General features: G+C 27.2%; 22 protein-coding genes. 17 read left to right on the forward strand and 5 right to left on the reverse strand.

The window, feature by feature from the left end; genetic code table 11:
* The first annotated feature begins 174 nt into the window (after nucleotides 1-174).
* The 4 genes from BZ132_RS06165 (at nucleotide 175) to BZ132_RS06180 (ending at nucleotide 4,542) form a co-directional block, all read left to right on the forward strand.
* Entirely contained in the window at nucleotides 175-1,413 is a 1,239-nt protein-coding gene (locus BZ132_RS06165; RefSeq protein WP_011406862.1) for a Mur ligase family protein, read from the forward strand.
* An 81-nt stretch (nucleotides 1,414-1,494) separates the two neighbouring features.
* A complete protein-coding gene (locus BZ132_RS06170; RefSeq protein ID WP_286940652.1) occupies nucleotides 1,495-2,235 on the forward strand; it encodes a hypothetical protein in 741 nt (246 codons plus the stop codon).
* Between the two features lie 297 nt (nucleotides 2,236-2,532).
* A complete protein-coding gene (locus BZ132_RS06175; RefSeq protein ID WP_112149705.1) occupies nucleotides 2,533-3,780 on the forward strand; it encodes a hypothetical protein in 1,248 nt (415 codons plus the stop codon).
* A 99-nt stretch (nucleotides 3,781-3,879) separates the two neighbouring features.
* Entirely contained in the window at nucleotides 3,880-4,542 is a 663-nt protein-coding gene (locus BZ132_RS06180; protein WP_011406865.1) for an NTP transferase domain-containing protein, read from the forward strand.
* A gap of 2 nt (nucleotides 4,543-4,544) precedes the next feature.
* On the opposite strand, the gene BZ132_RS06185 is transcribed toward BZ132_RS06180, so the two are convergent.
* From BZ132_RS06185 to BZ132_RS06200, 4 genes are all read right to left on the reverse strand, one after another.
* On the reverse strand, nucleotides 4,545-5,144 hold the full coding sequence (locus tag BZ132_RS06185; protein WP_286940653.1) for a DUF169 domain-containing protein: 600 nt from the start codon (nucleotides 5,142-5,144) through the stop codon (nucleotides 4,545-4,547).
* Nucleotides 5,145-5,439: 295 nt separating this feature from the next.
* A complete protein-coding gene (locus tag BZ132_RS06190; RefSeq protein ID WP_011406867.1) occupies nucleotides 5,440-6,171 on the reverse strand; it encodes a geranylgeranylglyceryl/heptaprenylglyceryl phosphate synthase in 732 nt (243 codons plus the stop codon).
* Between the two features lie 175 nt (nucleotides 6,172-6,346).
* Nucleotides 6,347-6,493, reverse strand: coding sequence for a 50S ribosomal protein L40e (locus BZ132_RS06195; protein WP_011406868.1), 147 nt, complete (start codon nucleotides 6,491-6,493; stop codon nucleotides 6,347-6,349).
* Nucleotide 6,494: 1 nt separating this feature from the next.
* Nucleotides 6,495-7,007: a DUF367 family protein gene (locus BZ132_RS06200; protein WP_286940668.1), complete on the reverse strand. Its 513-nt coding sequence runs from the start codon at nucleotides 7,005-7,007 to the stop codon at nucleotides 6,495-6,497.
* 287 nt (nucleotides 7,008-7,294) lie between these two features.
* On the opposite strand from BZ132_RS06200, the gene BZ132_RS06205 reads away from it, so the two are divergent.
* From BZ132_RS06205 to frhB, 12 genes are all read left to right on the forward strand, one after another.
* The gene (locus BZ132_RS06205; protein ID WP_112149706.1) at nucleotides 7,295-7,966 is read left to right on the forward strand and encodes a DUF116 domain-containing protein; all 672 of its coding nucleotides are present in this window, start codon (nucleotides 7,295-7,297) and stop codon (nucleotides 7,964-7,966) included.
* Between the two features lie 350 nt (nucleotides 7,967-8,316).
* On the forward strand, nucleotides 8,317-8,664 hold the full coding sequence (locus tag BZ132_RS06210; RefSeq protein WP_011406871.1) for a NifB/NifX family molybdenum-iron cluster-binding protein: 348 nt from the start codon (nucleotides 8,317-8,319) through the stop codon (nucleotides 8,662-8,664).
* Nucleotides 8,665-8,881: 217 nt separating this feature from the next.
* Complete coding sequence (locus BZ132_RS06215) at nucleotides 8,882-9,754, forward strand: hypothetical protein (protein ID WP_112149707.1); 873 nt, start codon at nucleotides 8,882-8,884, stop codon at nucleotides 9,752-9,754.
* Between the two features lie 462 nt (nucleotides 9,755-10,216).
* Nucleotides 10,217-10,792 (forward strand): 30S ribosomal protein S3ae, encoded by a 576-nt coding sequence (locus tag BZ132_RS06220; RefSeq protein ID WP_011406873.1) that lies wholly within the window; start codon nucleotides 10,217-10,219, stop codon nucleotides 10,790-10,792.
* Between the two features lie 103 nt (nucleotides 10,793-10,895).
* Nucleotides 10,896-11,573: a TIGR00297 family protein gene (locus BZ132_RS06225; protein ID WP_011406874.1), complete on the forward strand. Its 678-nt coding sequence runs from the start codon at nucleotides 10,896-10,898 to the stop codon at nucleotides 11,571-11,573.
* 4 nt (nucleotides 11,574-11,577) lie between these two features.
* A complete protein-coding gene (locus tag BZ132_RS06230) occupies nucleotides 11,578-12,807 on the forward strand; it encodes a 2,3-bisphosphoglycerate-independent phosphoglycerate mutase (RefSeq protein ID WP_011406875.1) in 1,230 nt (409 codons plus the stop codon).
* 235 nt (nucleotides 12,808-13,042) lie between these two features.
* Nucleotides 13,043-14,401, forward strand: coding sequence for a phosphoglucosamine mutase (gene glmM / locus BZ132_RS06235; RefSeq protein ID WP_011406876.1), 1,359 nt, complete (start codon nucleotides 13,043-13,045; stop codon nucleotides 14,399-14,401).
* 145 nt (nucleotides 14,402-14,546) lie between these two features.
* Nucleotides 14,547-15,842, forward strand: coding sequence for a bifunctional sugar-1-phosphate nucleotidylyltransferase/acetyltransferase (gene glmU / locus BZ132_RS06240; protein ID WP_112149708.1), 1,296 nt, complete (start codon nucleotides 14,547-14,549; stop codon nucleotides 15,840-15,842).
* 482 nt (nucleotides 15,843-16,324) lie between these two features.
* Entirely contained in the window at nucleotides 16,325-17,545 is a 1,221-nt protein-coding gene (frhA, locus tag BZ132_RS06245; RefSeq protein ID WP_286940655.1) for a coenzyme F420 hydrogenase subunit alpha, read from the forward strand.
* Between the two features lie 14 nt (nucleotides 17,546-17,559).
* Nucleotides 17,560-18,033 carry a coenzyme F420-reducing hydrogenase, FrhD protein gene (frhD, locus tag BZ132_RS06250; RefSeq protein ID WP_011406879.1) on the forward strand — a complete coding sequence of 158 codons (474 nt, stop codon included), beginning with the start codon at nucleotides 17,560-17,562 and terminating at the stop codon, nucleotides 18,031-18,033.
* A gap of 46 nt (nucleotides 18,034-18,079) precedes the next feature.
* Complete coding sequence (gene frhG / locus BZ132_RS06255) at nucleotides 18,080-18,850, forward strand: coenzyme F420 hydrogenase subunit gamma (protein WP_011406880.1); 771 nt, start codon at nucleotides 18,080-18,082, stop codon at nucleotides 18,848-18,850.
* Between the two features lie 14 nt (nucleotides 18,851-18,864).
* Complete coding sequence (gene frhB, locus BZ132_RS06260) at nucleotides 18,865-19,761, forward strand: coenzyme F420 hydrogenase subunit beta (protein ID WP_011406881.1); 897 nt, start codon at nucleotides 18,865-18,867, stop codon at nucleotides 19,759-19,761.
* A 581-nt stretch (nucleotides 19,762-20,342) separates the two neighbouring features.
* Here the strand turns inward: frhB and BZ132_RS06265 are convergent.
* Nucleotides 20,343-20,912, reverse strand: coding sequence for a M48 family metallopeptidase (locus BZ132_RS06265; protein ID WP_011406882.1), 570 nt, complete (start codon nucleotides 20,910-20,912; stop codon nucleotides 20,343-20,345).
* A 167-nt stretch (nucleotides 20,913-21,079) separates the two neighbouring features.
* Here BZ132_RS06265 and BZ132_RS06270 point away from each other — a divergent pair, with 167 nt between their 5' ends.
* A complete protein-coding gene (locus BZ132_RS06270; RefSeq protein WP_011406883.1) occupies nucleotides 21,080-22,273 on the forward strand; it encodes an NAD(P)/FAD-dependent oxidoreductase in 1,194 nt (397 codons plus the stop codon).
* Nucleotides 22,274-22,534: the final 261 nt, after the last annotated feature.

The raw sequence follows: 22,534 nt of genomic DNA on the forward strand, positions 1-22,534 counted from the left end.
TGTTATAAACTAAGTAAAATTATTTTTTTATCTATCAATGAATAATATTATTAAAATTAAAATATTTATATATTATATAAGAATAATCAAGATTAGATAAAAACTATATAATTCAATTTAATAGAGATAATACAAAAAATATGTGAAGAATTATATAAAAGGAGAGTTTTTATAATGAAAGTGAGTGTTGTAGGATTAGGTGTTGAGGGACAAAAAGCCACCATTTCTTTATTAAAACGAGGATATGATGTATATTCATCAGATATTAATAGGAACATAAATTTAAGTCTTTTAGAAAAAGAACCCTTAAATACTCAGAAGTTAGATTTAGAAATTGGAAGTCATAATCTAGATAAAATATATAAATCAGACCTTGTCTCAGTAAGTCCAAGTTTATTTAAAAAAGAGATTTGTAAAAATATAATAGAAAGGGAAATCTTTATTTCAGACATACTAACCAAACATAAACAAATTAAAACAATTGCAGTAACTGGAACTAATGGAAAAACAACAACCACACATATGATTTATCATATCTTAAAAAATGAAGGATATAAAGTGGCTATTGGTGGTAATGGTGGTGGTGGTTTTTCAGGATACAATGAATTACTACTTGATACTAATGAAAATGAATATGATTATATGATTATAGAAGTATGTGATATGACACTTGACTTTTGTAACTATGTGTTTGATATTGACATGGTAGTTGTAACTAATATTGGTTATGATCATATGGATGTTCATAAATCTATAGAACATTATACAGAAGAAGTTGGTTGTTTTATAGAAAATAAAGTAGCTATTCTAAATTATAATGATAAAAACCTTCAAAAAATTAAAAATGAAAGTAGGGAAACATACTTCTTTAATACATACAAACATGAACTAAATTTATTTGGTAAATTTAATCTACAAAATGCAGAAGCAGCACGCATAACATGTAATAAGTTAGGTGTATTAGATGAAAATATTATAAATTCCTTAAAAACATTTGAATCTGTTGAAGGTCGAACTATAAAAATCAACTATAATGATAATGAAATAGTTTCTGGAAAAACTGATAATGTAGATGCCCTAAAAGCTGTTCTTGAAGAAGAAAGATTTGATATTCTAATTATTGGTACACCACGTAAATATGAAACTTGTAGATATAATATTCTAGATTACATTAACAATTATAAACCTGATACTCTTATTATTTTCCCTGGACTTGAAGACATAACATATGATTATGTACAATACTTGAATAATATTGGTTATACTAAGGATATGATTGTACTTAAAAATATAGATGATATTCTAAACTTTATTAATACTAAAAAAGGATATAAAATATTCGTTGGTGGAAATGGACAGGAAAAAATAACTCAAATAACAAACATTCTAAAAGAAGAAAAAACATTCCATTAAATATTTTTTTTATAGATTCTTTTTTATAGATAAAACCTTATTTAATTTCAAGTATAAGTAACTAAATTCAAAAGTGATATTATGAGTATACAAATAAAAGCACTACCTCAACCCTTGAGTAAAATAATTGATTCAACTAGTAATATATATGAATTGGGTGATGAATACTATACTGATGATGTTAATTTTAAAATCAGGACAAACATACCAAGTGTTGTAGATTTAGAAGATATAATTAAAAATCCCAATAATCTATTTGGATTTAAAACAAAAGAAAGTCTACTTAAGTTCAGTAGACAAGGTGAGATGTTATTTTATATTGTAGATTCACATGTTGAAATTCTGTTTATGGGAAATTTCCCTAAAAATCAAGCCATTAATTTTGTAACAAGTATTTGTGAAGAATATGATCAAAATTCAGGGAATTCTATTTTTAATGTTAATTTAAAAGAAATTACGGATGAAAATCATCCAAAATTTAGGATACGGACAGATATGAAAAACATTGACATAATAGAATCAATAATGAAAGAAAATTTTTTAGGTTTTCATTCACAAGAGGAATTAAATGAATTTAAAGAAAGGGGAAAAATATCTCTAAATAAATTAGAAGATAATACATATGAATTAGTATTTTTTGGAAATTATCAAAAAGATGAAGTTAGTAATTATGTTAAAAATCTTAATGATGCTTATAAATCCAAAATTCAAGAAATTACATATGTTAAATTAATAGAAAAGATTAAAAAGAACAATTATAAGTTAGAAAAAGAAATTATAGACAATGAAAATTCAATAATATTAACATTAAATATAGATTAATAAAAATCAACACCATAAACTCCTTCTTTTAGACGAAAAAACATACTATATGAATTTAATTTAAAAAAAATTATTTTTATTAAGAAATATTTATTTATGTAATCATTTAAAACAATACTCAAATTAGTATTTATCTAATGTGTCTTTTTAGAATAAGTTAAGTAATTTAACTAACATACATATATTATATAAAAAAAAATAAAAAATTATAATTAAATTATAAAAATATAAAATAATATTTTTTTATATTATACCATCATCTTTTTCATAAAAATAAAAGGGAGGGCTGATTACATCATGAAAAAGCTAAGTAATCCATATGTATTTATAGGAGTATTACTTCTTACAGTGATTGTTTCTGGTTTAATGTGTAATATTACTACTGCTAATACTAATAATACTAACAGTATTATGGTTGCTAATGGGTCAACTGTTGTATCGGGAGATCTTCTGATAGATACACAGAATATGAAGAAAGTACCCTTATTTGCTGAACCTGGAAACATTTTAAGACCAATAAAAAATAGGGATTTTTCCACTGCATATATGTCCTTAATTACTGGTGCTGCACCAAAGGATGTTATTAAAAATAATTCATACATTACTGCTAATGGACGTATATCAAGTAAATTAGATGGTCCTGCTAAAGTAAATATTGATGAAAATGGTAAAGTATCATTAAATGCTCCAAAATCTATGATATGGGGATATAAATTACCATACACTGTTGCTGTTAAAAATGGAGATAGTATTAATTTAGTACAAAATAATAAAACTATAAAAACATTAAAAGAAAGTGAAATTAACAACGACACAGTACCTACTGATTTTGTTAGTGCAAATTCTCTTAAAACATGGTTTGAAACTGCAAACGATGGAAATAATGTAACTGTTGATTATTATCTTGGTAACTTCAATGATAATAGAACAGGAGTTTATGGTGAAAAAAATATATCACACCTATTTGGTAATGATACATACACTTATATGAGAAATTATACAGCATATGCACCAGTACTTGTTTATGAGCATAATGCTACTGAAAATGAAATAAGTAATGCTACAAGTACTGTTCGAGATCTTGCAGGATATCCTACACAGGTTCGTGCAGCAAATGCTAAAGAATTTGCTAATGGATGGAATAATACCATAGTTCCACCACACTCAACAGCTCATGGAAAAGAAAATGTTTCATTCACACCTATAGTAGAAAGTGAAGCTACTTCTGGAAGTGCTACTCATGGAGTATGTCCAGCAGGAAGATCATTAAGAGATGCTATTGTTGCATTAGGTAACCCATTACCTGTTGGAATGTCTGCAGGAGATGAAGCTATATTATATGAATATAGACCTACAATTGATGTAGCTATTTCAAATAATAGAGATTATCCAATAAAAGTTGTTATGTGGAGTGAAGGAGATGGAGGTAGTACTCAAATATTTACCAAAATCTATGAACTTAAAGATAATGCAACCTATACTGACACAAATTCCACATCTAACAGTACTTCTGATACTGACAGCACAAATGAAAGTAGTGTTTAATAAACATTACCTTCTTTTTTTTACTCATTTTTTATTTAAAAACTATTTTTAAAATAATATTAATTACTTCATAACAATCTAATATTAAAGGATGATTATATGGATGCTATAATTACTGCAGCTGGTAGAAATTCCAGAATGATTGCTGATTTTAGAAAAAAAAATAAAAAACCTATTCATAAATTAAAATTAGAAATAAATAATAAACCAATACTTATACATACCATTGAAAAAACATTGAATTCAGAAGTTAACCAAGTTATAATTGCATTAGGGCATTATAAAGAGGAAATATATGAACTTCTTAAAGAATATAATCTAAATAAAATTGTGAAAATAAAGGTTAACAGTAATGTTGATGTTGGATTATCTAAAACTATTTTAAATTGTTTAGAAGATAATTTAGATGAAAATTACATTTATCTTGCAGGAGATCAGCCAACAATAACAACAAATACCATTAATAATTTAATAAATACATTAGAAAATAGTCCCAATCCCAAAAATACCATTAGTATTTTAGCAAGGAGAGACATTGGAAAATTAGATTCAGCTGAAGGTTTAGGTATGCCCTTTGCATGTTATGGTAGATTGTTGTATAATTATATTAAAAATGAGAATCAGAACTTAAATCCTATTTTACGTAGAATGATACGGGATAATGTTGAATTTTATGGAATAAAAAAAGAGAATGATCTTGAATTGAAAAATATTAATCATTATAATGATTATTTATTTGTTAAAAATAAAATAGAAAAATGAATTTAAATATAATTCATAATTTCTTCTGCATCTTCAACTGTTAATGCTATTACTACTTCATCAGGTTTAAAACCTGTATATGATCTTGAACCTTTACATCCTAAACTCATATTTGGTTTTTTATTTTGATATGGTATTACTACTGCTTCTGAACATAAAGCTTGTGTTGCAGCAAAATCTGCTTCAAATCTTTTTCCCGTAGCTTGTCTATATATCGTTGTAAAATCAAATGCTTGCATTACTGTAGTATATAATATTATTACATCCACATCAAAATTAGCCTTTTGTAGTGGTGCATATGCTATTGCTTTCATTGGTGTTTCTATACTTGCTACTTTTACTTTATTATCACTTAATCCTAGTACACTAGCACCTACTAAACATTCTTGTTCATCTAATGTTGCATAGAAGGAAGAACCTTCACTTGCTGCTTCATATACCATTTGACAATGTCTTGCCTTATCTTCATGTTTTGGTAGTATTTTATCTACTTCATCTATTGATTCAAATAATTTTATTGCTACAGGATTTTTATCTAATTTTAGTAATATTTTTAATTTTTCTCCAATTTCCTTATATTCTTTATTTTTATCTTGTGACATTGACTACACACCTATTATTATATTATTCAAATATTACATGTATTGTACTTGAATCCTAAATAAATACTTAATTCAAGAAAAATTCTACTATTACATGATGGTCTTTGAATTATTTTTCTTTATTTAATATACTATTTTTTATTATATAAATTATTTTTATTAATAAATAAAAAAATAACAGCGTTAATATATTAAAATTATAAAATAAGCATTGTAAAACCAAGAATATTTTAACTAAAGAAACAAAACAACTTTAAAATATAGTTAAAAAAAATAAAAGTAAAATGAAACATGTCTAATGTATCACATCTGTTAATTCCTTAATCTTTTTGTAGGTATCATCAGTTTCCTCAACAACAGTACCTGTAATTATTATATCAGCACCTGCTTCTTTTACTTCAAGAGCATCTTGTGCTGTTTTAATTCCTCCACCTACAATAACCATTAAATTAGTTAATTTTTTTACTTTCATAATAAAATCTACAGGTATATGACTATCTGCTCCAGAACCAGCCTCTAGATAGATAACTCTCATTCCTAAAAATTCAGCTGCAAGTGCATATGCTACTGCTAAATCAGATTTTTTACGTGGAATAGGTTTTGAATCACCAACCCATCCAACTGTACCTCCAGGTTCTATTATTAAATAGCCCATAGGTATTGTTTCTATACCCATTTTTTTAATTGAAGGAGCAGATAAAGCTTGAGCTCCTGTAATCCAATAAGGATTTGTAGAATTTAATAAACTCATAAATAATAAAGCATCAGCATATTTACTAACACCACTTATATTTCCAGGGAATAATATAACTGGTAAATCCACTTCTTCTTTAATAGATTTAACTGTAATATTTAAATCTTCCTGATCAGTTATTGATCCACCAACAAGTATTGCATCACTTCGTGCTTTTTTTGCCTGTTTTGCTATTTCAACTGCTTCTTGAGGTGTTTGTTCATCAGGATCAATCAAAGTGAAATGTAATTTATGTTCTTTTAATGTTTCATTTAGATAATTCTCAATATTCATAATTATTTACCTACTGAAAAAATCATTATACAAAATATTTTCTTAATATATGTAATTAATATATCCATACTATAATTTAGTATTTTACTATAAAAAGTGATTATGAAAAAAATAAGTTTTAATTTTAATAATAAAAAATAAAAAAGAAATAAAGTACTATATTAGTACTATCTGTTTATCCTCTTGGTTCTTTTGCTTTAAATCTTAAACCTGTGTATCCACATTTCCTACAGGACTTTGCAGTAGCAGGATTTCTTGCGTTACATTTTAAACAAATTTTAATGTTAAACATTCTATTTTCAGCTTCTTCAAATTTTGCCATGTTATTTTCCTCCTAAAAATTCATTTTGTACTTCAACAATTTCAGTACTATTTTTTGCCTCACTATAGGCTTCTAATAAATTTTCATTAAGTGTAATAAAATGAGGTCCCCATTTAAATGAGTTCATTAAATCACGTGCTTCATCTTTATAACCTACAATATATAAAGCAGCACTTAATGCTTCAGCACTTGACAATATACATGGTTTTCCATAATTTACCGGATTAGCTGCCACTAAAAATGGAAGTAACCTGTGATTTTTCTTAGATTTGAAATTAAAAGATGATTTCTTTAGTTTTTTCCAAGAACAATCTAATGCTGATAAGCCATATTTTGTAATTTTTTCTCTATCTTCTCTAGATACTGCTTTATCAGCTTCAGCATCTAATACAATTGCATTATATGGTATTTTTCTCATATTATGAGTAATAACAACCTTATTTTGCTTTTGAAGCTTTATTGACGTGCATCTTTTAGGATCACACTCATTAGAGTGATAAATTACAATTTTCATCATATTAAACTTTAATAATTTTTAAATCAAATAAATAATTCTTATAATTAATTATTATTCATATATAAGTATTTATCATAGAATAATATATATTATTAGAACAGTATATCTTATATTTTTATTTTGAATAATAAAAAGATTTCTATTAAAAAATATATAATTGCCCTTTTTTGAAAGAACATATATAAACATAATTATAAAAGTAATAGTTTTAAAAAAGTTAAAATATAATAAGTATTAATTAAAAAAAATAATAGGATTAAGATAATAATATTAGAAGGGAGAATATGGACTTTAATATATTTACATTAGTTGGAGAGATTATTGTATTAATTGCTATAATACTTATATTTCTAATTAGTATCACATTCATTCTAGGAAACTATACCTTAAATAATGATAAATTAATGTTTCCACAATTATTATTACTTGCACTTAATCTAACATATCAACCAACAAAGAATATTATGAAATTCTTTAAATGTGATGAATTATTTGTTGATAGAGTTAGTATAAATCTTAGAAATAGATTAAATATAAATTCTTTTAAAAAGTTAAATGCAAAGGATCTTATAGTTATTCTACCACATTGTCTACGTGCTAAAAACTGTCCCGCAAAATTAGGAAGTTCTGGTTTAAGTTGTATTAAATGTGGAAAATGTTCTGTTGGTATTTTCGAAGAAATATGTGAAAGAAAAGGAATTGGTATTTACATAGTACCTGGTTCTACATTCATTAAACGTGTAATAAAACAACGTCCATTTAAAGGAGTTATTTGTGTTGCATGTCCTGTTGATTTAAATCAAGCATTGATGTTTTTATCAAATTACATAACACAAGGCGTATATCTATTAAATGATGGTTGTATTAATACAAGAGTTAATGAAAATGAAGTAATTTATTTACTAAACACAGTGAAACCTACAACCAATTATACACCTGAGATTGTAAATGCATAATATAATAAAAAAAATAATTTTAATACATTATTAAAATAATATAACTTCTTTTTTTTAAAAAATCAATACCATCTACTTTTTTTAAATATAATTAATTACTTAACTTTTTGATATATTTTAGATTTTTGAATGTAAAATCAGTCATTTAAATAGTTAAAATTCATGAAAAAATAGATACTTTAATAATTCATGATTTAATATATAAATTAGGTAAGTAACTATGTCTGTTAATAATAATTCCTTAAGAACTCATTTTATATTCAATTTCTATGGAATTATACTAAATTCAAAAAAATATTAAAAAGAGAACTAATAAACTATAATATAACGATATAAAGAGGAATTATTAGATGAAGAAAATTGCAATAGCTGTTAAAGAAAATGGAAAAAAAGTTGAACATTTTGGTATATGTGAATATTTTATAATATATGATTATGATGAGCAAACTCATAATGTTGCTTACAAAGATGTAATTTTCTCCTCAAAAAGTCATGATAAAAATAGTGAAGAATGGGAAAAATCTGCAGATGCTATAGATGGTTGTGACATATTAATATGTGAAAAAATAGGTCTTGTTGCAAAAACAGAGGTTAAAAAAAGAGGTATTAAAATCCTAGAAGATGAAGGTAATACTGAAGACTTATTAGATAAATTCATAAAAATTGAAACTAATAAGAACAATATTAAGTTACCTTAAAACAATAGAATGAATCATCCCCCTCCCAACTTTTTCTTAAAATTTAAATAACTCATTTTCCAATTAAGATTAATAGATAAAAACTTAAATGAACTTTAATGATGAATGAGTAAATATTAAGTATATATAATCTAATAAAAGAACTATAGTAAAAATATTAAGAAAAATTAAAATTTAATAGATTTTTATTCAACAATAACCATGGGAGAGTAATCATATGAAATTAGATGAGAAATGGTTTGAGTTATATGAATCATTATATGGTACTACATTCAATAAAATTCTAACAATAGGTACTCCTAATGAGGGATATGAAAATTATCCAATTAAATCACTAGCCCAACTAAGGCAAATGTGTGAAGAAAATTATCCTAAAAAAGAATTTTACATTAGTCTTTATGATTATGATTCAGATGAACTTGCAATAAAATGGGATCCTCGAGATAATACTCCATATGAAAAATATTCTAAGAAAAATTGTATTTTATTTAGATTTATACAAAATACAGATATAATAAAAGAAGAAACTAAGGAATTAACAGATGTTCAGAAATTCATGTTTACTCGTAGAACATTAAATTTAGGAAATAACAAGGAAATTTTTGAAGATGTAAGGAAAGTATATGATGCAATAGAAGAATTATTTAATATTAAATCATGGGTTTTATTCAATGGATATAATGAATGCTACTTATATGTATTTACAGAAAGTGAAATGAAATTAAAAAATCCTACATTAACTTATTATTACTTCTATAAATTTATAGAAAAATATACAGGAGTTAAAACACTTATCTATTCACAAATAGAACCATTTTCACAGATACTATCATTACCTGGAAGTCAAAATAACAACACCAGACTCTACACTAAACCATATGATATTACCCTTGATTACTTAGATATTCTTAAAAATTCCCAATCTAGAAAAATAGAATCATTTGATCTTAGACAAAACCAGGATACATCTTCACTTGAAGAATTATTTAAAACTGTGGATGATGAAATAACTAAAAGAAAATCAGAAGGAAATACAAATATATGGGATTATGAATTAGATGAACTTTTTAATGAAAAAAGATCAATCTAAAAAAAAAATATTAATCATAATACTTTCCCTCTAAAAACTTTTTTTTATAAATAAAAATTAATATTTTTTTGTTACTAAATATGGCTATTTTTCACTAACTATATATTAAATAAAAAATATAATAATAAATTAAGATATAGACTAGGTTTATGGTATTTTATAATCTAAGTCATAGAGATTATTATAGAAGATTATGACTGTTGTCATGAGTATCTAAAATCTTCTATAAAAAAACAACTAAAATTTGTTTTATATATCACAAAACCTGACGGAACTATTTCAAATTAATAGATTAAACTGTTACTAACTAATTTAATATAAAAAAATAACCACCAATACATTTGTTATAATAATATAACATTTCTTTTAGAGTATAAATCATTGAAAAGTGTAGATTTATTCTAAAAATAATTAAAAAACTTAATAAAAATTCATTAAAAGATATAAGGAGATTGTGAAAGAATGGCAAAAGCAAGAAGACGAGTACGTGACACATGGAAAGAAAAAATTTGGTATGAAATATTAGCACCACAAGAATTTGATGATGCAAGCCTTGGAACAAGTCCTGCAAGAGAACCTGAAATGCTTGTTGGTCGTAAAATTGAAACTTCAATGCGTGAAATTACTGGAGATTTCAGTAGACAATATGTAAAATTATTCTTTGAAGTAGATCATGTAAGTGGAGAAGTAGCTCACACAGTATTTACAGGACACAAAGTAACAACAGATTATGTACGTAGTATGATTAGAAGAGGAACCAGTCGTATCGACACAATAACTGATGCAACTACAAAAGATGGTAAAAAAATCAATGTTCACATGTTAGCAATAACTGTAAAAAGAGCAAAATCATCACAACAAAAACTTATCAGAGAAACTATGCAAAACATGATTATTGAAAGTGCTGCAGAAAAAACTACTGAAGAATTAGTTAAAGAAATAATCTCTGGTAAATTTGCTTCAAGCATATATCATGAAGCTAAAAAAATCTATCCACTTAAAAAAGTAGAAACTATCAAATCCAGAATATTAAATTAAATTAGTTTTAAAATAACTAAACTATTAATTTTTTTTTAATCCACTCCAATTTTCTTTTTTTTATACAAAGATATTATATTAATAAAACACAATATCATATAATATGATACAATTAATATTCCTTATAATTTGTGTAATACTCGGAATCATAGTATACTTAAGTGGTGCACTTGATTTTCTAGGCTCATTTTTTGTTACAATTATTGGAATATTTATTGTGATATCCAGAGGTTTTAACTGGTTAGCAATACTTTTACTATTTCTTTTATTAGGTTCTGCCTTTACAAAATTCAAAAAGAACTATAAAATAAGTATTGGAATTATACATGAAAAACGTACCGTTAAAAATGTTGTTTCAAACGGAATTATCTCAGTAATTATGGCAATATTTGGAAATTATGCTGGATTTATTGGAGCTATTTCAACAGCAACAGCCGATACATTAGCAAGTGAAATAGGAGTATTGAGTAAACCTATATTAATCACGAGTAAAGAGAGAGTAAAACCTGGAACCGATGGTGGAATCTCAGTACTTGGAACAGTAGCAGGATTAATTGGAGCTTTAATAATAGGAGTTTCAGCTTTTATAGTAAATGTATCTCCAGACATTACCCACAGTATCTGCATAGCAATTGTGGCCGGAATGGTTGGTTGTTTTGCAGATAGTCTTCTTGGTGCAACATTAGAGCGTAATGGACTCTTTAACAATGAACATGTTAATTTAACTGCCACAATAATTGGAGCATTAGTTGGTATCATTATAATAACAATCGGAGCATAAAAAAATGAAAGGAATTATATTTGTAATAGATGGAATGGGAGATCGCCCAGTGAAAGAACTTGGAGACAAAACTCCCCTTGAAAATGCAAGAACTCCAGCTATGGACAAAATGGTTGAAGAAGGTATAACTGGAATTATGGATACAATTCGTCCAGGAGTAAGACCAGGTAGTGATACAGCACACTTAACATTACTTGGATACGATCCTTATGAAGTTTATACAGGACGTGGACCTTTTGAAGCAGCAGGTATTAATGTTGAAGTTAAACCTGGAGACATTGCATTTAGATGTAACTTTTCAACAGCAGATGAAAACCTTATCATAACAGATAGAAGAGCAGGAAGAATCCAAAGTGGAACTGATAAACTTGCTGAAGTAATTAACAATGAAGTAAAATTAGATGATGTTGAAGTAATCTTTAAAGAATCTGATGGACATAGAGGTGTTCTTGTTCTAAGAGGAAACGGTTTATCTGATAAGATTACAGATGCTGATCCTAAACATGAAGGAAACAAACCAAAAACTGTAAAACCATTAGATGATTCAGAAGAAGCAAAATTCACAGCAGATATAGTAAATAAATTCGTAGAACAATCATATGAATTATTAAAAGATCATCCAGTAAACATAGAAAGAATTGAAAATGGTGAAAATCCAGCAAATATTATATTACCAAGAGGAGTTGGAGCAGTTCCACATGTAACACCATTTGAAGAATTATATGGACTTAAAGGTGTATGTGTAGCTGAAACTGGACTTATTAAAGGTATAGCTAAAATTGCTGGAATGGATACTATAGATATTCCTGGAGCAACTGGTGGAATTGACACTGATATTGATAGTGTACACAAATACATCGTTGATACTATAAAAAGTAATAAATATGACTTTATATTAGTAAATGTTGATGGTGCTGATGAAGCAGGACATGATGGAGATATTTTTGGTAAAAGAGACTTTATAGAAAAAGTAGATAACATAATGGCTGACTTAAAAGACATGGATGATATTGTATTATTTGTTACAGCAGACCATTCAACACCAGTAAGTGTGAAAGATCATAGTGGAGATCCTGTACCAGTATTTATAAAAGCACCTGGATTAAGAGTTGATGATGTAAAAGAATATGGTGAAAGAGCTGCTGCAAAAGGTGGATTATGCCGTATTAGAGGAACTGATGTTCTATACATAATCAGAGATCTTATGAATGTAACACAAAAATTCGGAGCATAAGTTTAGATAAAATTTTATCTAACTTATTTTATTTTTTTTTAAACTTATATATAGCATATTCTTTTAAAATAATAAATAAAAGAATATAACTTTCTAAATTATTATTAATAACCTATCTTTCTATAAAATAGATTTATGTATATGTAAATAAGAAAATATTAAACTATGAAATTAACAACTATTCTTTTAAAGATTAAATGATAAATATGTTAACAGATATAAGGAGTTATAATATATGAAAAGCATACCAAAACTATTTGGAACCTCAGGAATTAGAGGAAAATATCAGGAAGAAATTACATTAGAACTAGCATTAGATGTTGCTAGAGCTTTAGCTAAATATATTGGTGGAAAAAATAAGAAAGTTGTAATAGGAAGAGATACAAGAACTTCTGGTAAAATCATTGAGAATGTAATGTCTGCAGGATTACAACAATCAGGATGTGATGTATTACTTCTTGGTATGGTTCCAACACCAGTTGTAGGATATGCAACCTTAAAAAAAGAAGCTGATGCCGGAATTATGATAACAGCTTCACATAATCCTTCACAATACAATGGAATTAAACTATGGAACAGTGATGGATTAGCATATAAACAAGACCAAGAAAGAACAATTGAAAAATTAGTCTATGAAAAAGATTTTAATATTGTTAAATGGAATGAAATTGGAAAAGAATACGATATTAGTTCATTCAAAGATAAATATATCGATGATATCGTTGCTAAATCTGGAATTAATCCTTTAAAACCATTGAAAGTTGTTGTTGACTGTGCATGTGGTGCAGGTTCTTATTTATCCCCAGAAGCTTTAAGAAGAGCTGGTATGAATGTGATTACACTTAATGCACAACCTGATGGATCGTTCCCAGGACGTAGACCAGAACCAAATGAGGCTAACTTAGGAGAATTAATGAAAACAGTGAAAGCATTAAATGCTGATGTGGGTTTAGCCCATGATGGGGATGCTGATAGAATGATTGCTGTGGATGAAAATGGAAATTTATCTGATTTTGATAAATTACTTACTATTATGGCAAAAGAGTTTGGTGGTACTGTTGTAACCACAGTTGATGCTTCAGCTTGTTTAGATATTCAGATGCAAAAAATCGGTGGAAATGTTCTTAGAACACCTGTTGGTGATGTTCACGTAGCTGAATCTATAAATAAAAATAAAGGAACATTTGGTGGAGAACCTTCTGGTACATGGTTACATCCTGATTTCTGTATGTGTCCAGATGGACTTCTTTCTGGTTTAAGAATAGTTAGAACAATACAGAAAAATGGTAAGTTATCAAAGCAATTAGATGCTATTGAAAATTATCCTACTATAAGACAAAAAGTTACTTGTGAAAATAGTAAAAAGAAAACTGTTATGAGTATTGTTGAAGAGAAATTTGAAGAGGAATTTGATGATGTTAAAGAAATTCTTACAATTGATGGTGTTCGTATTTCCTTTGAAGATGATAGTTGGGTTTTAATAAGACCTTCTGGAACTGAACCATACATTAGAATTACTGCTGAAGGTAAAACTCAGGAACATCTTAATAGTATTGAAAAAATATCCAATGAATTCCTAAACAACATCATATAATTCACCTCCTTTTTTCTCTATTTTTAAAAAAAAACCATATATACAACTTATTTTATATCATTGATTAAAAATAGTATTCATTAAACTATATTAAAAATGTATTACTAATATTTTAAATATACTAATATAAAACAGAGGAATACTAATGAAAGCTATAATTTTAACTGCAGGTGAAGGAACAAGAATGCGTCCTTTAACAACAACACGACCTAAAACAATGCTTATAACTGGTGGAAAACCATTAATACAATATAATATTGAATCATTAAGAGATGCTGGAATAAAAGACATTACTCTCGTTGTAGGCTATAAAAAAGAAGTTATTGAAGATTATTTTGGTGATGGAAGTGAATATGGAGTAAATATTACTTATGCTGTGCAAGAGGGCCAGTTAGGAACTGCCCATGCCATAGGTAGTGCTGAAGAATATATTGATGAAAGTTTCATAGTTTTAAATGGGGATATAATTGTAAGTTACGATCTTATCAGAAATTTAATTGAAAAATATGCAACTAGAACTAGTAACAATGTAAAAGCTGTATTAACATTAATTGAAGTAGATGATCCATCAAGTTATGGTATTGTTTCAACAGAAAATGGTAAAATAACAGAGATTATTGAAAAACCTTCAGTTGAAGATGCTCCAAGTAATCTTGCTAATGCAGGAATTTATTTATTTAGTCCAGAAATATTTGATGCTATAAGAAAAACTGAGTTATCCAAACGTGGAGAATATGAAATTACTGATTCATTAGATATAGAATTATCTGAAGGATGGGAAATATTAGGTCTTATTTCTAATGAAAAATGGATGGATGTTGGAAGACCATGGGAATTATTAGAATGTAATCAGGATTTCCTTGAAAAAATGGACGATAGTATTGAGGGCGAAATTGAAGATAATGTAACTATTCATGGTCCAGTACATCTTGGTAAAGGTAGTATCATTAGATCGGGTTGTTATATTCAAGGTCCTGTATTTATTGGTGAAAACTGTGATGTTGGACCTAACACTTATCTTAGACCATATGCATGTTTATGTAACGATGTAGATGTTGGTAATGCTGTTGAAATTAAAAATAGTATTATTATGGATGGAACTAATGTTAATCATTTATCATATGTTGGAGATTCAGTTATTGGTGTAAATTGTAATCTTGGTGCAGGTACTAATCTTGCTAACTTACGTTTTGATGATAAACATGTGCAAGTTACTGTAAAGGGCAATAGAATTGATTCTGGTCGTAGAAAACTTGGAGCTATCTTTGGTGACGATGTGAAAACAGGAATTAATACTAGTGTTAATCCTGGTGTGAAAATTGGTAATGGTTCCTTTATAAATGCAGGTTGTGTTTTATATAGAGATATTGAATCATTTTCATTAGTTTCCACAGAAACTAATCTTATTGTTAAGAAGATAAAAGAAAAAAAAGAGAATTAAATCCTTTTTTCTTTTTAATAATAGAAATATTATTTTTTTAAATTAATGATACATATGATACAACCCATTTTTATAAATTTTTAATACCACAACTATTTTTAGTAAAAAAAACCATGTAATATTATTAAGTATATAAAAAATAATCTATTTTATTAAAGCTACTTTTTATTTAATTAATGTTTAAAATATTCAAAAATTTAATTTTTCCAATAAAATAATGTATTTACTGAAATCAAAACTATATTAAAATATCATATTTGATAATAATTAATAATTATAAAAAAACACAACATATTAAAAATATTAAATAGTTATATAATACACAAGGAAAGATATTTCTGTTAAAGAAATACCCATAAAATAAAAAACAATATAATCTATTTATATTCAAAATAAAATAGAATTAAAGGCTATTTTTTAATATAAAAATAGAAGAAAATGTTGTTTCATATTTAATTAATAAAGAGAATAGGTGATTTAGTTTGAGTGAAACTATAGTAATATCCCCGACAAGTCGTCAAGAGGGACATGCAGAATTATCAATGGAAGTTGATGAGAACGGAATAGTAACAACAGGACGTTACTTTAGTATTACACCTGTACGAGGAATAGAAAAAATGGTTATTGGAAAAAGACCAGAAACTGCTCCAGTACTTGTTCAAAGAATATGTGGAGTATGTCCAGTAACACATACATTAGCATCAGTTGAAGCAATTGATGATTCCCTAAAAATAGAAGTACCCCAAGCAGGACGTATTTTAAGAGAAATGTGTCTTAATGCACATATGATAAATAGTCATGCAATACACCACTTTTTAGTAGCTCCCGACTTTGTACCAGATAACCAGTATAAAGAAGTTGTTAAAAAGATATCAACAATAAGAAAAAATGCTCAATATGTTGAAGATACAGTTGGAGGAGAAGGAATTCATCCATCTGATATTAGAATTGGTGGTATGGCACATAACATAACAAAAAATACAAAAAATAAAATTAAAACAAGAATCAGTGGGATGATGAAACTTCTAGAAGAACATGTGGAAACAATGGCTGGACTAATAGAAGATAAAGATTTCCCAGACAAACTAGGAGCACATAATCAACCTGTATTTGCTTCAGATAATACATATGGTTCAAAAAATAATCTTTCTATTAATGAAATAGAAGAAATATTACCAAGTTCTTGGTATGATCTTCCAGATATTGGAGAAAGAGCATGTTCACAAATTCCATTATATAAAGGAAATGTTGTAGAAACAGGACCTAGAGCAAGAGCATCAAAATTCCGTAAATTTAAAGAAGTAGGAGTTAAAGCACAACATCTTGCACGTGCACAAGAAATGATAAATTCTGCTGAAAAAATACTTGAATTAGTTGATAAACTTGATACATCTGCACAAGTAATGGCAGATTACACATTAGAAGGAACAAATCGTTTAGGTGTAGGAGTAATTGAAGGTCCAAGAGGAACAAATATTCATTCAGCAAAAATATCTCCAGAAGGATACATCAGTTATTATAATGCAATTGTACCTACAACATGGAATATTCCAACAATGGGACTTGCTACTGAAGGATTCCATCATGAATATGCTCCACATGTAATAAGAGCATACGACCCATGTTTATCATGTGCTACACATATGATTGTTAAAGATGATGAAACTAAAGAAGTATTAAAGGATGATATGGTTCAATTATAATTTGAAGGTATATTATGTCATATAATCATGAAAATTTAATAGTAGGCTGTGGAAATATTCTCTTTGGAGACGATGGTTTTGGTCCAAAGGTTATTGAATATATGAAAGAAAATAATGTTGAAATACCTGGAGATACTTGTTTAATTGATGGTGGAACTAGTGCTCCTCATTATATTTTTACATTACCTCAAGACAAATGGAAAAATATTATAATCATAGACATTGCATTATTAAACAAAAAACCAGGCACTATTGAAGTTTTAAATTTAAATCAGGTGAAAGAAGAAGATAGATACATGGATATACATGGTATATCGGCTACATACCCATTACATGATTTAGAAGATAGAATCAACATTCAAATTGTGGGATGTCAACCAGAAAATGTTCCACAAGATATGGATTTAGAGTTAACAGAAACATTAAATGCAAGTATCCCTGAAGCTGTTGAAATTACTATTAAATTGCTTAATAAAATGTTAAAATGATTATATACTACAAAGGGAGATAAAACAATAAAAAAAGGTGAGTATCTTGTTTGAAAAACTTAAGAATTTATTAAAAAGTGAAAATGAAAAAAAGATTGAAGCTCCACAAACTAAAAAATCAGGTGATAAATTAAAAATAGGTTATATTCATTTATCTGGATGTACTGGAGATTTAATGTCTTTTACTGAAAATTATGATGATTTTGCAGATTTACTTGAAGCAGTAGATATTGTTTATGGACAAACATTAGTAGATGTTTGGGAAATGCCTGAGATGGATCTTGTTCTCATTGAAGGATCTGTGTGTTTAGAAGATAAACATTCACTAAAAGAATTAAAAGAAGCAAGAAGTAAATCTAAATTATTAGTTGCACTTGGATCTTGTGCTGCAACTGGTGGTTTTACAGTATATGCTAAAGGTGGACAACAAGCACAACCACAACATTCATCATTTTTAGCTCTACAAAACATTGTGAAAGTAGATCTTGCAGTGCCTGGATGTCCTCCATCACCCGATATAATAAAGAAAATTTTACTTGCTGCAATAAACAATGATATGGATTATCTTAAACCATTTATGGATTTTGCATCCAATAAGGAAGTATGTGGCTGTGATTTACAGAAAAAAGTTTTAAATCACTCATTATGTATAGGTTGTGGAGCTTGTGCTGCAACATGCCCTACTCGTGCCATGAGTATGAAAGATGGAAGACCATTATTTAATTGTGATAGATGTGTAAAATGTGGTTTATGTTACTATCAATGTACACGTAGTTGGTTACCAATAGACCAAATGAAAAAAGAAATAGGATATTAAGGAGGAAATAAATTATGATACAAGATTCAGTTCTTGGACCACATCAAGAAATTATAACAGCAAAAGCTGCAGACAACAAAGTTTTAAGTAAAGCTCAAGATGGTGGAATTGTATCTGCAATTCTTATCTATGCATTAGAAGAAAATATTATTGATGGTACTATTGTTGCTGGACCTGGAGATGAACCATGGAAACCAGAACCTCTTGTTGCTACAACAAAAAAAGAAATTTTAAAAGGTGCTGGAACTAAATATACCATGTGTCCTAACCTTTCGGTTATAAAAGAAGCAACACGTGAATATGGTCTTGAAAAGATTGGAACTGTTGGAACACCTTGTCAAGTTATGGGATTACGTAAAATGCAAACTTATCCTCTTGGTGTTAGAAATGTTGTTGATAAAATAGCCCTATCCATTGGTATTTATTGTATGGAAAACTTCCCATATGAATCTTTAAAAACTTTCATCAATGATAAAGTCGGTGTTACACCATCACAAGTTACAAAAATGAACATTACTAAAGGTAAGTTATTTATAACCCATACTGGTGGTGAAGGTAAGATTCCTCTTAAAGAAACGCATGGTTATGAACAGGCCGGATGTAATTATTGTATGGATTATGTTGCTGAGTTGTCTGATTTATCTTGTGGGTCTGTTGGAGCAAAACCTGGATGGTCTACTATTATTAAACGTACCGATAAAGGAGCTTCTTTAATTGATAAAGCTATTAAAGAAGGTGTTCTTGAAACAACAGAAACTAATGAAGGTAAATTTGGTTTAGAAATGCTTAGAAAATTATCTACTAATAAAAAGAAAAAACACCAAAAACGTATTGATAAACAGATTGATTATGGTCTTAATATGCCATTTACCCATTCAAAAGATAAAAATGATCCTCTTGAAAATAGGTAATCTTTTTACCCTATATATTTTTTTATTTTTTTTACTTATTAATTTACTAATTTTATGTGTGTTATGCCATTATTTTAAGTCTATTTTAAATTATTTTTATGTATATATTATTTAAGAGTATTTTTGTGCTTTATTTCATATTTAATATTATTAAAAACAATGCAAAATTTTTAGGTATACCAAAATATTTATATACTCGGGAAGTATAATATTAAATTGACTAAGAAGTTTAGGTTATCCTAAATTCATATAAGCCATCCTAAACTATTAGTCAATGACAAGTTAAACAAACAATTACAGACTATAAACATTAAATTAAAAGAATTAAAAACTATTACTCCTACACATAATCAAAACATGTGAATAAAAAAAATAGTTTAAATAAATCACCTATTATTAATTAAAAATTCTTTTAAAAAAAAGTCTTAAAAATCCTCACTCCTTATTAAAAAACATAATATAACTTGTAAAAAAAAGAAAATAAAAAAAAATAAAACTCCCTAAGAACTCTAAAGAGAAATAATCTAAAGAGTAAATACAACTATTTTCTTTTTACATTAATTATCTTTTTTTTAAAATGATTATTTATCTTCATTTATTAAAAAACAATATTCTCGTAGTCTATTATCATACTCCTTATAATCAGGAAACCTTTTCCTTATAATATTAAAAAATTCATCACTATGATCTAGAACTATTAAATGAACCAACTCATGATAAATAACATATTCAATTAAATCATTAGGTAGAAATCTAAGATCTTTTGATAAAGTAATATTACCTAAACTACTACAACTTCCCCATTTAGTAGTCATGCTTCTAAATTGTACCCTATTAACCCTCACATTTAATAAGTTTTCATATTTTTTAATATAATTCTTTGAGACTTCTTTTAAAATATTTAATGAATTATGTTCAATAGATTTATCCTTAGTTGATTGTCTTAATATATTTTGAGACTTATGAAATTCCAGTATTTTATTATAAATCCAATTATCCTTCTTATGAATATAGTACTCAACATCTCCCCTAAAATGCTTAGGTAAAATTAACTTAAGAACACCTCTTGATAATTCATAACGAACATATTTAACATCACGATAATCAACAATGTACTCCACTTCTATATCCCTAATTCTAATCTTAAACATGAAAAAAATTCCATTAATAATTCTTTCTAAATATTATTTATCATACAACAATTAATAAATAACTATTTACTTCAAATACAAAACACTAATAATTCATATTGTTATATATAATAATAGATTATGTTAATTTTAATTAACTCATAGACAAAAATCAAAGGAAATAAAACATGAATATAAAAGAAGTTGATGTATTAATCATAGGGGCAGGACCAGCAGGATCATTAGCTGCAAGAGAAGCTAGCAAAAATGGTGCAAAAACATTAATCATAGATAAAAAATCAGAAATTGGTACACCAAAAAGATGTGCTGAAGGAATTATGAGTGGTGTTCTTGAAAGAGTACATATTACACCAGATGAACGTTGGATTGCAAGGAAAATTGATGGAGCTAGAATAGTTTCACCAAATAATACAAGTGCATGGTTTACACCAGAAACATTAGAAACACCTGCTACAGGTATAATATTAGAACGTAAAGTTTTTGATAAACATATGACAATGGATGCTATTAGAGAAGGTGCTGAAGTTATGATAAAAACCGAAGCATTATCCATGAAACGTGAGGGCGATGGATACTTAGTTGATATTAAAAGTTTTAACAAAGAATATAATCAAATTAAAGCACATATTGTTATTGGAGCAGATGGCCCTGAAGGTCATGTTGCTAGATGGGCAGAACTTAATACTAAAGTACCTCTTGCAGAGATGGAATCTGGCCTACAGTATGAGATGACCAATCTTAAAATGAAAAATAACTCAGTAATTCAATTTTTCTTTGGAAGTGTAGCTCCTGGAGGATATGCATGGATTTTTCCTAAGGGATATGATACTGCAAATGTAGGAATTGACATATCTGGAATTAAAGCCGAAAAAAGTGCTGTTAAATATTTAAATGATTTTATAGCTAATTGTGATGAAACAAAAGATGGTCAGATTGTTGAAATTAATGCTGGAGGAAATCCACTATGTGGTATATTTGATAAAATTATCACAGATAATGTTATGCTAGTTGGAGATGCTGCAGGATGTGTTAGTCCAATAACTGGTGGTGGAATTGACACTGCATTAGAAAGTGGTATGATTGCAGGTAGAGTTGCAGCAAAAGCAATAAAGAATCGTGATTATTCTGAAGAAAAATTACAAGAATATGCTGATTATATAGATAGTCACTTAGGTAAAAAATTTAAGAAATATATTGCAATAAGAGATGTATTATATAATTCAAGTGATGAAGATTTAGATGAATATATTACTGCATTAGCCAATGCTAATATTACAAAGCTCTCTACCAAATCATTAATCAAAGTAGTAATGAAAATTTCACCAAGAAAACTATTTAAATTACGTAAAATCTTATTATAATATGATTTTTACATAACTTCTTTTTTATAACCTTTTTTTTGAAAATACAATATTTAATAATACTTTAAAGAAAATCAATTAAAAATATTTTCTAAAGAAAATCCTTCTTTTTAAAAAATAAAAACACAACAGAACAAAAAGTCATTTAAACTCCTTAAAATCTTAGAAAGCCCAAATAAAAAATAATCATATATAATGTATATTTTTTTATAATAGATAAATACATATAATTATTATATAAATACAAAAATGAATAGAATA

Source organism: Methanosphaera sp. DEW79, from assembly GCF_003266085.1.
Lineage (GTDB): Archaea > Methanobacteriota > Methanobacteria > Methanobacteriales > Methanobacteriaceae > Methanosphaera > Methanosphaera stadtmanae.